The organism is Mycobacterium sp. IS-1496 (assembly GCF_001499995.1).
In the GTDB taxonomy this organism is placed as follows: Bacteria; Actinomycetota; Actinomycetes; order Mycobacteriales; family Mycobacteriaceae; genus Mycobacterium.
In genome coordinates, this window is record NZ_LQIU01000016.1 from 51,733 (window position 1) to 65,423 (window position 13,691).

Below are 13,691 nucleotides of genomic sequence, written 5' to 3' on the forward strand. Positions count from 1 at the left end.
GCGTCCCTTCCACCGCCTGCCGTAGTCAGACTTCTCGACAACGAACACACGATCCGTGTGACGGCCCTCACAAGACAATGTACGTTGTCAGAGTTCATGTCCGTGTCGAGAGGGAGCCGTCGGCGGTGGAAGACGTCAAGCGCGCAAGAAGCCGCACCAACAGCTGGTCGATCCGCTACGGCATCGCGGCGATCGCGCTGTGCGCGGCGGTCGCCGGCGCGCCTGCGCCCGGCGTGGCGTGGGCCGACGACACCGTTTCTGACAAAACCTCGAATGCGACCGCGCAGACGAACCAGGGGTCCGCCGACCGCGCCGACGCCGACAAGCCGCTCGGCGGCGGCGAACCCGAGACCGCCGACCCGCGCCCGGCGGACCCACCCGGTACAGAGACCGAGCACGACAGCGCCGAGGTCACCGAGCATGGGCACGATCTCGACGCCGATCTCGGCGACCCCGTAGGCGACGGGTCGTCGGACACGACCACACCGGCCGAGGAGATCAGCGGCGGGGAGGCAGCACCGCCGGCGCAGCCCGGGGATGCCACCACCGTCCCGGAAATCGCCGTCCCGGGAATCGTTGTCCCGGAACCCGTCGTCCCAGAACCCGCCGTCCCGGAACCTGTTGTCCCTAAACCAGACCCGGTCACCGGATCTAACGCCGCGCCGGAAGTGGAACCCCTCCGCGACACGCAGGCCGCCGACCAACCGGTGGCGAACCATGGTCACGCGGCGGACGAGAAGGACTTCGCAGCGGTGGCGACACTCACCCCGCCGACCGAGGTCATCACTGTAGAGGCCCCACGCGAAAAGAAGACCTACCTCGTGGCGGCCACACTGGTCGATGCTGCGGCGCCCGCGCTCGCCGCTGTCGTCGACCCCACGGTCGACACCGCGCCCAGCCCGCCGCAGCCGTTGTCACCGATCGCCGAGTTGCTCGAGCTGCCGGGCCGGTTGGTCAACGCCGTGCTCGAGATCCTGGACTTCACCTCGTCGGCGAACAGCCCCAGCCTTCCGATCAGTTTCGCGCCCATCAACGACGCGATCTTCGGCGCGTTTCGCGAGCTCGAGCGGCAGTTGGGTCTGTGGCGAACGCCGGCCCCGCAACCCGTGGTCCCGACCCTGACGTACACCGGCCCGACGGACCGGCCGACTCCGACCGTGGCGCAGTTCCTCAACGCGTCCGCGGCCGGATATGTGCTCGGGGCGACGCCCGGCGGGTTGGTGCCGCTGACCGTCGACGGGTTCCAGATGTCGTCGACCAACGTCTTCTCGGGCATGGTGGGCCGGGCGTGGGTGACCCCCGAGGGGCAGGTGATCATCGCCTACCAGGGCACGACGGGCGGATCGCATCTGCTGTTCAACCCGCTCACCACCATCGCTCAGGTGCTCGCCGACCTGCAGGTGGTGTTCACGGGCACAACGCCGTTGGCGTTCCACGACGCCCTCGACTTCGCCGAAGAGGTGCGCGCCGAGGCTGCCCTGCAGGGCTACAGCGACGAGGACATCTTCGTCACGGGTCACTCGCTCGGCGGCTGGGAGGCGCAGTACGTCGCGCAGCAGACGGGCCTGTCCGGCATCGGCTTCGAGGCTCCCGGAATCAACACCGTCGTACCCGGCAACGGCGCCGACTCGATGTTCGTCAACATCGGGACGTACGGCAGCTCCGCGCCGTACATGGCGACGGATCTGCCTGGCCTGCAACCGTTCATGCCGCCGTACGTGCCGGGCGGGGGAAGCAAACCGCATTTCGGTCCCATCGTGATGATCGGCGACCCCGCCGCGATGACGCCGTTGTACAACGCCTCTCAGCTGTGGGGGACGAGCCCGATCGGCAGCGTCGTCTTCCTCGTGGACTACCTCATGAACTTCTTCCAGTACCACCTGCCCGGCGTCCAGGCCTACCACCTCGACGTCACGCCCGACCCCGGCATCGTGCTGTGGCTCGGCACCGCGCGGGGACCCGTCCACACCGGCTACGGAACCCTGACCATCCCGCAGCTGATGAAGGCCGCGTCGGACGACGGCATTCTCTTCCTGCCCTGAGGGTCAGGAGGATCCGGTCGCTGATCAGCCTGTGCCGGGCCGTTCGACCAGCGACCAGTACCGCGCTTCCCGCGGCGTCATGTCGGCCGACGTGATGGCACCGAACACGGCCGCATCGCTTTCGAATCGGCGGGCGGCGTCCGGGAGCGCGTCGGGGCCTTCCATACGAAAGCAACTGGGCGCCAATGGCCCGAACAGCAGCGCGCGCCTCAGCTGCGGCCACCGGTCGAGTCGCGGCTCGACCCCGGCCGCGCGCGCGAAGGTGAGAGCCGCCAGGTTCATCCGTGTCTTCTGCGGCATGCCCCGTCGCGCACGGTATGCGGCGATCCCCGAACGTTGTTCGGCCTCGGTCGGCGGGGCCACGGCGCCGCCCCACGTGTATGCGATCCACCTGGCCTGCAATTCGAGCGGGACGAAGTAACCACCAGACTGATCCCACATGCCGAGGAACGCCAGCCCCGGCAGGTCGGGATGAAAGGTGTGACGATACGAATCCATGTGCACTGCATCGAGGTTCACGACCGAACGGATGTGGTCGCTGAGAAAGGGCATGTGCAACTCGAAGCCCGTTCCGAACACGATCCCGTCGACGTCCTCGGCGGACCCGTCGGCGAACGTCACGCGGGTCCTATCGACGCTCGCCATCCACGGTCGGATCGAGATGCGCCCCTCCGCCACCAGCGGGAGATAACCCTGGTTGAGGGTGACGCCCGCGGCGAAGAGGGACGGATCGGGTGCGGGTGCGCCGTACTGGTCCGGCGTGCCCGCGGCCTCGACGACGATCTCCCTCAGCTGCCGGTCGACCTCTGGTGCCGGAAGTGCCTCGGCGGCCAGTGTCGCGTACCGGGTGAACATCCGGTGGTCAGAGGGCACGCCGGCGGCGAACTTCGGGAGCACATAGCGCTGTCTGCGCTGGGCCACGACGACACGCGCGGCGCCCGAAAGCGCGACCTCCGCGGCGATCTCGAGGGCGCTGATCGCGCAACCGGCGACGAGGATGCGCTGGCCGGCATACGGCAGGGGTCCGCGGTAGTCGTAACTCGACACGGCCGCGGCCGACCCGGTGAAGGTCGCCAGACCGGGGACCGGGGGAATGGCCGGACGATGAAACCGCCCGGTGGCCACCACCACCCAGTCGAACCACTCGCTCTGGCCGTCACCGCTGATCCGCCAGCCGGCCCCGTCCTGCTCGAGCCGGTCCACCCGAGAGCCGAAGCGGATGTGTGGGTACAGACCGAACATGTCGGCGTAGCGGTGCAGGTAGTCGAGGATGTCCCGGTTCGACGGGTACACGGGAGCGCGGTCGTTGTCGAGGTCACTGAAGGCGGTCATCACCCGACTGGTGTTGGTGTGCATGGCCGGCCACACACCGCTGCGTCCCGCGATCCCCGCCCACTGCCCTCCGAGCGTGGGACTGCGTTCGAAGATCGTCGGGGTGAACCCCTCAGCCTGCAACCACCGCGCGGCGACCAGCCCGCCCGGGCCGGCTCCGATCACCGCGACACGTCGCCCCATCCCGGGAACTGTTGCACGGCCGGTTCCCGCAGGGGACAGATCCGCGCACCCGGCGCGGAAATGCGGGGGACCGCTACGGCACGATCACGATCTTCCCGTTCAGGTGTCCGGCGCGGCTCTCGTCCAGGGCGGCGACCACCTCCTCCAACGGGTAGGTGCGGCTGATCGAGACGCTGAGGCGGTCCTGCTCGATGAGTGCCAGCAGTTCGCCAAGAGCCTCCCCGAGCACGCCGCCCGCACCGCCGACATGAAGCCGGATGCCGGTGTCGGCGGCGTCGAACGCCACCAGTGAGAGGACCCGGGCGGGGTCTCCGGTGAGTTCGATCGACATCGGGATCTCGCCCCGGCCCGAGGCGTCGAGCACGGCGTCGACTCCCTCGGGAGCTGCCGCACGGACCCGCTCGAGCAGTCCGTCGCCGTAGGTGACCGGCGTCGCGCCGATCGACCGCAGATAGTCGTGGTTGCGTTCGCTGGCCGTACCGATGACGGTGGCGCCTCGGGCGGTGGCCAGCTGAACCGCGAAAGTGCCGACACCGCCCGCGGCCGCGTGGACCAGCAGCGTGTCACCGGCGCCGACGCCGAGTTCCTGTAGCACGACATAGGCCGTGCCGCCCGCACCGGCAAGGGAACCGGCCACTTCCCAGCTCATGCCCTCGGGCTTGCGGACGAGGTCACCCGCGTCGGCCAGGGCGTAGTCGGCGAAAGCCGGTGTCGCCGAAACGCCCAGCACCGCGTCGCCGACCGCCCATTCCGTCACCCCGGAGCCGATTTCGTCGACCACGCCGGCCACATCGGATCCGGTGCCGGCGGGCAGTCGCAGCGGGATCTGTTCGCGCATGAAACCCGCGACGATCTTCCAGTCGATGGGGTTGACGCCCGCGGCTCGCACCGCGATGCGGACCTGACCGGGGCCGGGCGCCGGGGGCGGCGCATCGACCACCTTCAGGACGTCGGAGTCCCCGTATTCGGCGAATTGCGCGGTGCGTGACATCTGCCTGTCTCCCATCGGTCGAGGTGGTCCACGCGGTGCAACCACGGCAGGCGGCGTGTTACTCCGCGGGAGGCCGGAGATGCTTGCGCGCCTCGCGTTTGGAGAGACCGCTGAGCCGGTCCTCTCGTTCATCGACGAACGTCCGAACCCACTGCGGGTCGGTGCGCGCGTACTGCCGCAACGCCCAGCCGATCGCCTTGCGGATGAAGAACTCGGTGTCGCCGGCATTGGCGTCGATGGCCGACGTCAGCAGTTCGAGGTCGGTGCCGTCCTTGGCGCCCAACTGGGCGATGATCGCAGTCCTGCGCAGCCACAGGTTCCGATCGGTCGCCCAGCCGAGCACGATCGGCCGTACCCGCGCGGGATGCGACGCCAGTATCGGGCCGACCAGGTTGGCGGCGATCTCGTCGACGGTGTCCCACCAACCACCGGCGATGATCAGTCGGCGATACATCGGGATCCGGTCCGCACTCTGGTACGGGCGGTAGCGCCGGTGGCGCGCGAGTTGGACTGCGGCGTAACGCTCTTCGCGGTGTGTCGCCTCGGTGAACAAGCGCTCGACGGCGGCGTCGAACGCCTCCGCGGAGCCGAGGGGATGCGCGTCGAAGATCGGCGCGCAGATCCGGCGCACGTCGGGGAGGCGCACACCGTGGTACGGCATCTCCGACCTCATGTAGGCCTGCATGGCCGGTGCGCGGGCCGGATCCGCTGCCGCGGCCAGAGCGCCGCGGACGTCGGCGATCAGCCCGGCCATGTCAGGCGATGGCCCACAACCCGAGGCTGATGACGAAGGCGGTGAGCCCGAGCGTCGTCTCCATGACCGTCCATGTCTTGAGGGTCGTTTTCACGTCCATGCCGAAGAACCGGCTGACCAACCAGAAGCCCGAGTCGTTGACGTGTGAGAGGACCGTCGCGCCGGCCGCGATGGCCATCACCAACGCCGTGAGCTGGACACTGCTCAGGCCCGCCGCGGCGACGGCTGCGCTGAGGAGGCCCGCCGTCGTCGTCAACGCGACGGTCGCCGAACCCTGCGCGACGCGAAGCAGCGTGGAGATCAGGAACGCCTGCAGGATCAACGAGATACCGAGGTTCGACAGTGAGCTGCTCAGCGCGTCGCCGATACCGCTCAGCCGCAGCACGCCCCCGAACATCCCGCCGGCGCCGGTGATGAGGATGATCGCGCAGATGGGGCCGAGGGCGTTGTCGAGGATGTCGGTGACCGCGGCCATGGACCGGCCGCGCAACCCCAGGACAAGAGTCGCCACGATCACCGTGATCAACAGCGCAATCGAGGTGTTGCCGAGCAGTTTGAGGTACTCCGCCCACGTCGCACCCTCCTCGATCACGCCGGCGGTCATCAGCGTGTCGAGCACGGTGTTGAAGGAGATCAGCACGAACGGCAGCAGCAACACCCCGAGCACGGTGAGGAACGCCGGCGGGGTCCGGGTGAGCGTGCGTGTCGTGCCGGCCGCGGAGGTGTCGGCTTCGTCGACGTCTCGGCCGCCGTTCATCTCACCGAACAACGTGGCGGGGATGTCGACGTGCACGCGTCGTCCGATGACCTGGGAGACCAGGAACGCCCCGACGTACCAGGACACGATGGCGACCGGGACGCCGATGATGAGGGTGAGACCGATGTTGGCGCCGAGCAGTTCGGCGGCCGCGACCGGGCCGGGATGCGGCGGGACCAACGCGTGCATGGCCGCGAAGGCGCCGGCGGCCGGGAACGCGTAGAGCAGCATCGAGCCGCCGAAGCGCCGCGCGACCGTCATGATGATCGGGAGGAACACGACCAGCCCGGCGTCGAAGAAGATCGGGAACCCGAACAGCAGGGCGGCCACGCCGAGCGCGAACGGTGCACGCTTCTCGCCGAACCGGCCGATCAGGGTGTCAGCGAGAACCTGTGCGCCGCCAGTGATCTCGAGAAGCCTGCCGATCATGACGCCGAACCCGACGAGCAGTGCCACCGAGCCCAGCGTGTTCGAGAAGCCGTAGGCCAGCGCGTCGGGCACATCGGCCACCGGGATGCCCGCGGCGAGCGCCGTGAGCGCACTCACCAGCACCAGGGAGAGGAAGGCGTGGAGCTTGACCTTGATGATGAGGAACAGCAGTAGCGCGACGGCGCCCGCGGCGATCAGCAGCAGCGTGGCAGTGCCGTACGCGGGATCAATGGCCTCCACGCGAACCCCCGACCACAGTGACGTCCATACCCCGACTCATCTGTCCTCCTTCTCGGCTGTGTGGGAATCTCGTGTGCTGACGTAACTCTCGATGATCGAGTCGATGCTCTGGTCAATATCGATGGCGACGCCGCGCTCATCGGAATCGAGGGGCTCCAGCGTCTCGAACTGCGACGCGAGCAGCGTCGCAGGCATGAAGTGGCCCGGCCGGCTGGCCTGCCGTCGACCGATGGTCTCGACAGAACCCGCCAGATGGAGGAACTCGACCTCGGCGCAATGCCGCCGCAGTTGGTCTCGGTACTTGCGCTTGAGCGCGGAGCAGCTCATCACTCCACCGTCGCCGTGCGCCGCCAGCCACTCACCGATCGACTCCAGCCAGGGATGCCGGTCGTCGTCGTCGAGGGGATGTCCGGCCGTCATCTTCGCGATGTTCTCCGCGGGATGGAAGTCGTCGGCGTCGGCGAAAGGCACCCGCAGGCGCTGCGCCAACGCCGCGCCGACGGTCGACTTACCGGACCCCGAAACCCCCATGACGACGATCGGTGCTGCCATACCCTCCACCCACCTCGTGTGTGCGACGTCACATAGCCTGCATCAATAGTCATACTTTTACAAGTGGCAAGTGCGAAACAGGCTGTTCCTTCCGTGGGGTGCGTGGGTCTGACATGATTTAACTATGCTCGATCGGCCGTACGCCGGCGCTCTTCACGGCAGCCTTCTGACTGCCCTGGGGACCGCGATCGTGTCGGGTCGGTACGCCCCCAGTGCGATCCTCACCCTGGACGGAGTGAGCGCTGAGCACGGCGTGTCGCGCACCGCCGCCCGCGAGGCGATCCGCGTGCTGGAATCCCTGGGGATGGTCGCGTCGCGGCGTCGGGTCGGGATCACGGTTCAGCCGGCGGAGAAGTGGAACGTCTTCGACCCGATGCTGATCCGGTGGCGGCTGGACGTCGGGAACCGCACCGCCGTATTGGTGTCGCTGTCGGAGTTGCGCCTGGGCTTCGAGCCGGCCGCGGCGGCGTTGGCGGCGCGGCGGGCCACCCCGCATCAGTGCCGGGTCATGGCTTCTGCGGTGTCCGACATGGTCGTACACGGACGCGCGGGAGATCTCGACGCGTATCTGCTGGCGGACAAGCTGTTTCATCAGACACTGCTGGAAGCCAGTGGCAACGAGATGTTCCGGGCGTTGGCCGGCGTGGTCGCCGAAGTGCTCACCGGCCGCACCCACCACGGCATGATGCCGGAGAAGCCCAACCTCGCGGCGATCGCGTTGCACGACGAGGTCGCGCGCGCGATCAGGATGGGCGAGGAGAAGCAGGCCGAGCAGGCGATGCGCGCCATCATCGACGAGGCGGCATCCGCCGTCGTCAACGAGTCGCAGTAGTCCGGCTCTCGATAACGATTCGAAACCCGTTGTGTTGCGGGATGACACAAGCGCGCTGACAGCGCGGCGACGAACACTATGGTCACGTGGTGCACCGGCGAACGGCCCTCAAGCTCCCGCTGTACCTGGCCGCAGCCGCGGCACTGACCCGAGTACCTGTGGTCTCTGCTGCGCCGAGCCGATGGACGGCTGACCGCGCCAATGCCTGGTACGCGGCGCAGGGATGGCTGCTCGGCGCCAACTACGTCACCTCCACCGCCGGGAACCAGATCGAGATGTTCCAGGCGGGCACTTACGATCCGCGTCGCATCGATGCCGAACTCCGGCTGGCACAGCAGATCGGATTCAACACCGTGCGGGTGTTCCTCCACGATCTGCTGTGGGCCACCGACCGGGTGGGCTTCAGCCACCGGCTCGCCCAGTTCGTGGGCATCGCGGCGAGGCACAACATCAAGCCGCTCTTCGTCCTGTTCGATTCGTGCTGGGATCCGCAGCCGAAGGCGGGTCGTCAGCGGGCCCCGATCGCCGGAGTGCACAACTCCGGTTGGGTGCAGAGCCCGGGGGCCGCACGTCTGCAGGACCCGGGCTACACCCGTGTCCTGCAGAGTTACGTCACAGGTGTGGTCGGCCAGTTCCGCGACGATCCTCGTGTACTCGGCTGGGACGTGTGGAACGAACCGGACAATCCGGCGCGCGACTACCGCAAGGTGGAGCACGAGGACAAGCAGGAACTGGTCGAGGCGTTCCTGCCCCACGTCTTCCAGTGGACCCGGGCCGTCAATCCGGTGCAGCCGTTGACCAGCGGTGTGTGGCAGGGGCATTGGAGGGATCCGGGAAGCCGCAGCGCGATCTGCAGCCTGCAGCTCGAGCATTCGGACGTCATCACCTTCCACAGCTACGGCGATCCGGGCGAGTTCGAGGCCCGCATCGACGAACTCACTCCGCTGGGACGGCCGATCCTGTGCACCGAGTACCTGGCGCGGGGCTTGGGCAGCACCGTGGAAGGAATTCTCCCGGTTGCCAAGCGGCGCAACGTCGGGGCGTACAACTGGGGCTTCGTCGCCGGGAGGACGCAGACGTATCTGCCGTGGGATTCGTGGAAGGAGCCCTACACCTCGCCTCCCGATCCGTGGTTCAGCGACCTGCTGCACCCGGATGGGCGGCCCTATGCGGAGGACGAGATCCGCGTCATCCGGAAGCTCGCCGGAGCCGGCACCGCGAACTGAGGCAGAAGTGTCAGCTGAAGCGGACGTTCATCGTCGCGAGGCCGAAGATCTTCTTGCCCTGCGATTTCGCCGCGACCACGATGACACCGGAGCGGGTCGCCGGGTCCAATGACTTGATGCGCCCGCTGAATTCGATGTCGGCGCCCTCCTTGGCCGGCACGACCGCGGGGGCGGACAGCCGCACGGCGTAGCGGGTGACCGCGCCGGGGTCGCCGGTCCACGCGGAGGCGAATCCGGCACCGAGACCCATTGTGAGCATGCCGTGGGCGATCACGTCGGGGAGCCCGGCCAGTTTGGCGATGTCCTCGTCCCAGTGGATCGGATTGGCGTCACCGGCCACGCCGGCGTAGTTGACCAGGTCACCGCGCGACAGTCGGGTGTGGCGCACCGGCAACTCGTCGCCGACTCTCACGTCGTCGAACGAGGGCGTCGCGGGTGTGCGCGTCAGGCCACCGTCGGCGATCCGGATCTCACCCTCGGGGCGCACCGTCTTCTCGTAGTGGCCGTCCAGGCTGCCGACTCCGGAGAAATCGACGTCGTGCATCATCGCGTTCTGCACGGCTGTCTTGACGTCAGGGTTGAGGTCCTCGGCGGTGACGCCGACGACAGTGGTGTGCAGGGTGTGCACCCGTTCGCCTGCCGCGTCGGTGAAGGTGTTGGTCACCGTGATCATGTCGCGGCCGGCGATCCTGCGCACCGAGGTCAGCTCGACGTCGACGTGGAGTTCGTCGCCGGACACGATCGGCCGGTGCTGCTCGAAGACCTCCTCGGTCTGCAGATAGGTGTCGTACCCGACGACGATCTGCTCGAACATGCGGCGGTTGCAGGACATCCCCGGGGCCGAGGTGAAGGTCAGCGGTGCCACCAGACCCGAATAGCCCAACGCGGCGGCGGCGGCGACGTCCCAGTGCGCCGGGTGGTAGTCCTGAACGGCCCGGGCGTATTCGCGGACCTTCTCGCGGCCGACCAGGTAGGTGTCGTCCATCTGGTAGTAGTGGCCGACCCGGGCTTCGAGCGGCGACGCTTCTGGTGCTGCGGTCATCGATTCACTCAACTCTTCTGCCGGCTTGTCGCGGAGACCGACCCAAGCACAGTAACCGGCGGCGACCGTCGACCGACAAACCGACGGGTGTCAGGCCAGGGCGTCACCGAGCTTGGTGAGCAGTTCGGTGAGCAGCTTCTTCTCGTCGTCGCTGAATCCGGCGAACATCGCGTGCGCGGCCCGGGTGTACTGCGCCCGCCATTCCCGCGCCTGCTCGCGGCCCGGCTCCGTGGTGGTCAAACGCACTGCCCGACGGTCGTTCTCGTCCGGTGCGCGCGCCACGAGCCCTTCCCGCACGAGCGCGTCCACCAGGGTCGACGCGGTCGCCTGGGTGATCCCCACCGCCCGAGCCACATCGGCGGACCGAACCGGTTGCAGCCGGTCGATCTCGGCGAGGAGTTTCGACCGGGGAGTCGAGACGCCACGGTCGCCGAGATGTTCGTCGAACGCTCTGACAACCGACTTCGCGGCGCGGCCGAATGCGTCGGCGAGTTGCGCAGCGACCTGCTGGTCTTCCACGAGAGATCTCCTCAGAACGGTTGACCAGAATATCAGCATTCATATAGTTTGATAGCAGATAGTTAGAGACCTAATGAAAGGCTGACGCCTCGTGACCACGACGTTCCCCCTCGGCCCGTACACCGTCCGACGCGTCGGATTCGGCGCCATGCAGCTGCCCGGACCCGGAGTGTTCGGCCCGCCGCGCGACCACGATCAGGCGATCGCGGTGCTGCGGCGCGCGGTCGAACTCGGTGTCGACCACATCGACACCGCACAGTTCTACGGACCGAACGTCGCCAACGAGCTGATCCGCGAGGCGCTGCACCCGTACCCCGACAACCTCGCCCTGGTCAGCAAGGTGGGCGGCAAGCGGGACGACCAGGCCAACTGGCTGCCCGCCCAGGAACCCGAGGACCTGCGCCGCGACATCGAGGCGAACCTGCAGACCCTCGGGGTGGACCGGCTGGCGGCGGTGAACCTGCGGGTGTTCGGGGACGACATCGGCGGTCCCGCGCGGGTCGACCGTGGGCTGTTCGAGCGGCAACTCGACACGATGATCGCCGCCCGCGACGAAGGACTGATCGCCGGGATCGGCCTGAGCAGCGTCTCACGCGAACACCTCGAGATCGCGCTGGAGCGCACCGAGATCGCCTGCGTGCAGAACGCGTACAACCTCGCCGACCGCACGTCTGCGCCCGTGCTCGACCTGTGCGTCGAACGGAACATCGCGTTCGTGCCGTTCTTCCCGCTCGGTTCGGGGTTCGTCGCCGACAACCCGGTGCTCGGCAACCCGACCATCAAGCGCGTCGCCGGCGAGCTGAACCGGACTCCGGCGCAGATCGCCCTGGCGTGGACGCTGAACGTGGCCCCGAACGTGCTGCTGATCCCCGGGACGTCGTCGGTCGCGCATCTCGAGGAGAACCTGGCAGTCGCCGACATCGACCTGCCGGTGGACCTGCCGCTGTAGTGGTCACCGGTGGCCCGGTTGGTGCGACGGTTCGGGTGCGGGGAGGTTCAGTGCGACGGTGGGTGGGCCTGCCGCGGGCGGGCGAGGTGAGTAGCTCAGGCCGTTGGGTCCTTCACCCACCGGGATCGTGGCGGAAACCCTCTGGCCGGCCAGGTCGATGACCGAGACGCTGTCGTCGTAGCTGTTGGTCACCCACCCCAGCCGGCCACCGGGATCGATCACCACCCCGTGCGGACCCGCCCCGGTCCCGACGGTGGCACGTACCGACATCGTGCCCGTGTCGATCAGCGACGCAGCATGCCCGGGGACGTCCGGGGTGCCCTGGTCGGCCGACAGCACCAGGGTGTCGTCCGGTGTGAGGTACAGCTGCACGGGTGCCGCGGACACCGTCACCCTGCCGACCACTGTGCGGGTGCCGAGGTCGACCTTGACCACTGCCGCCGGCTCCGTGACACCGGTGTAGGCGTGACGTCCGTCGGCACTGACCGCGACCTGTGCGGGTCCCTCACCCACGGGCACCGAGAACGCCGCCCGACCGGTGCGGGCGTCGATGACATCCAAGGCTCCGGTCATGTGGTTGGCGTCGACGATCACCGAACCGTCGGCCGCCGCGCGTAACCCGTGCGGCATCCCGCCCAGCTGAATGCGACCCAGCGCCTGCAGGTTTCGCCCCTGGAACACCGACACGGTGCCGTCGTCGGAGTCGGCCACGTAGACCCTGCCGTCGGGCGCCTCGATCACGTGCGCCGGATGGGAGCCGGTTCGGGCGGTCGCGGTCACGGCATGGGTCTCGGCATCGATGGCCACGACCATGTCGGCGTCGCCGCTGGTCGCGTACACCAGGGTGGCGTCCCGGCCGACCTGGACGTTGTGCGGTGCCTGGATGCCGGTCAGGGTGGACGTCACCGCGTTGGTGTTCGTGTCGACGATGGTCAGGCTGTCCCCGTCCTCGTCGGCCACCCACAGCGACCCGGCCACCCCGGCCGACGGTACGGACTCAGCCGGGCCGGGCGGTGTCTGCTCGGCAGTCCCGGTGTCGCCGCCGGCGCAGCCCACGAGCGCCGTGGCCAGCAGCACGGCGGCCGGCAGCGCATCGACCCTGAACCAGGGAGCCATGGTGAGCCGTGGGCGCAGACTAGAGGGAACCCAGGATCTGGTTCATCGTGTCGATCTCCTTTCGCTGGCTACTCACGATCGACTCGGCCAACGCGATCGTGTCCGGGAACTGGCCGTTGTCGATCTCGTTCTGCGCCATCGTGATCGCACCCTCGTGATGCCTGATCATCTGGGTGAGGAACAATCTGCTCGCCTCCACGCCCCTGGCGTTCTGCAGCGCCTGCATCTCGGCCGGGGACATCATCCCGTCCATGCCGGGCATCCCGTTCATCGCAGGCATTCCAGGCATTCCAGGCATCATGGATCCGCCGGGCATACCACCGTGATGTGGCCCCATGTCCGTGCGCGGGGCGTTCGGCCCCGGCATGCCCCACTGATCGACCCAGCCCTGCATCTGCTCGATCTCCGGGCCCTGCGCGGCCTTGATCTGCTTCGCCATCTCGACTACTCGCGGATCGACACCCGGCTTGGCGGTGACCATGTCGCTCATCTCGATCGCCTGCCGGTGGTGCGGGATCATATGGTGCGCGAACATCACGTCGGTCTGGTTGTGCGCCGCGGCGGGGGCCACGGACGACGTCTGAACGGGTGCCGGCGACGGTGCCGCGGCCTGCTCGTTGCCGGAATCGCCACACGATGCGAGCACCGTCACCAGCGCCGCCGCAGCCGCTCCGAACACACGACTTCTGTTGCGGTTCAAGCTCTTCCCTCCATCGTCGGACAGTCG

Annotated in this window: 13 protein-coding genes; 4 read left to right on the plus strand and 9 right to left on the minus strand. The window is 68.2% G+C overall.

The window, feature by feature from the left end:
* The first annotated feature begins 557 nt into the window (after positions 1-557).
* Positions 558-2,042, plus strand: coding sequence for a hypothetical protein (locus AU195_RS10820; RefSeq protein ID WP_082703032.1), 1,485 nt, complete (start codon positions 558-560; stop codon positions 2,040-2,042).
* 24 nt (positions 2,043-2,066) lie between these two features.
* Here AU195_RS10820 and AU195_RS10825 read toward each other — a convergent pair whose 3' ends face one another.
* From AU195_RS10825 to AU195_RS10845, 5 genes are all read right to left on the minus strand, one after another.
* Positions 2,067-3,557, minus strand: a complete 1,491-nt coding sequence (locus tag AU195_RS10825) for a flavin-containing monooxygenase (protein WP_059159067.1) — start codon at positions 3,555-3,557, stop codon at positions 2,067-2,069.
* 73 nt (positions 3,558-3,630) lie between these two features.
* The gene (locus AU195_RS10830) at positions 3,631-4,548 is read right to left on the minus strand and encodes an NADP-dependent oxidoreductase (protein WP_059159068.1); all 918 of its coding nucleotides are present in this window, start codon (positions 4,546-4,548) and stop codon (positions 3,631-3,633) included.
* Between the two features lie 58 nt (positions 4,549-4,606).
* A complete protein-coding gene (locus AU195_RS10835) occupies positions 4,607-5,302 on the minus strand; it encodes a DNA alkylation repair protein (protein WP_059159069.1) in 696 nt (231 codons plus the stop codon).
* 1 nt (position 5,303) lies between these two features.
* Positions 5,304-6,728 (minus strand): GntP family permease, encoded by a 1,425-nt coding sequence (locus tag AU195_RS10840; RefSeq protein ID WP_059159070.1) that lies wholly within the window; start codon positions 6,726-6,728, stop codon positions 5,304-5,306.
* Between the two features lie 36 nt (positions 6,729-6,764).
* The gene (locus AU195_RS10845; protein ID WP_059159097.1) at positions 6,765-7,280 is read right to left on the minus strand and encodes a gluconokinase; all 516 of its coding nucleotides are present in this window, start codon (positions 7,278-7,280) and stop codon (positions 6,765-6,767) included.
* Positions 7,281-7,404: 124 nt separating this feature from the next.
* Here AU195_RS10845 and AU195_RS10850 point away from each other — a divergent pair, with 124 nt between their 5' ends.
* Complete coding sequence (locus AU195_RS10850; RefSeq protein WP_059159071.1) at positions 7,405-8,112, plus strand: FadR/GntR family transcriptional regulator; 708 nt, start codon at positions 7,405-7,407, stop codon at positions 8,110-8,112.
* A gap of 89 nt (positions 8,113-8,201) precedes the next feature.
* Positions 8,202-9,338, plus strand: a complete 1,137-nt coding sequence (locus AU195_RS10855) for a glycoside hydrolase 5 family protein (protein ID WP_059159098.1) — start codon at positions 8,202-8,204, stop codon at positions 9,336-9,338.
* A gap of 10 nt (positions 9,339-9,348) precedes the next feature.
* Here the strand turns inward: AU195_RS10855 and AU195_RS10860 are convergent, their stop codons facing one another.
* Together AU195_RS10860 and AU195_RS10865 are read right to left on the minus strand one after the other, a co-directional pair.
* Positions 9,349-10,380 (minus strand): fused (3R)-hydroxyacyl-ACP dehydratase subunits HadA/HadB, encoded by a 1,032-nt coding sequence (locus AU195_RS10860; protein ID WP_059159072.1) that lies wholly within the window; start codon positions 10,378-10,380, stop codon positions 9,349-9,351.
* Positions 10,381-10,470: 90 nt separating this feature from the next.
* Positions 10,471-10,899 carry a MarR family winged helix-turn-helix transcriptional regulator gene (locus tag AU195_RS10865; RefSeq protein WP_059159073.1) on the minus strand — a complete coding sequence of 143 codons (429 nt, stop codon included), beginning with the start codon at positions 10,897-10,899 and terminating at the stop codon, positions 10,471-10,473.
* Between the two features lie 91 nt (positions 10,900-10,990).
* Here AU195_RS10865 and AU195_RS10870 point away from each other — a divergent pair, with 91 nt between their 5' ends.
* Positions 10,991-11,848 (plus strand): oxidoreductase, encoded by an 858-nt coding sequence (locus AU195_RS10870; protein ID WP_082703030.1) that lies wholly within the window; start codon positions 10,991-10,993, stop codon positions 11,846-11,848.
* 3 nt (positions 11,849-11,851) lie between these two features.
* Here AU195_RS10870 and AU195_RS10875 read toward each other — a convergent pair whose 3' ends face one another.
* The gene (locus AU195_RS10875) at positions 11,852-12,964 is read right to left on the minus strand and encodes a YVTN family beta-propeller repeat protein (protein WP_059159074.1); all 1,113 of its coding nucleotides are present in this window, start codon (positions 12,962-12,964) and stop codon (positions 11,852-11,854) included.
* Positions 12,965-12,983: 19 nt separating this feature from the next.
* Complete coding sequence (locus AU195_RS10880) at positions 12,984-13,664, minus strand: DUF305 domain-containing protein (protein ID WP_059159075.1); 681 nt, start codon at positions 13,662-13,664, stop codon at positions 12,984-12,986.
* Between the last annotated feature and the right edge of the window lie 27 nt (positions 13,665-13,691).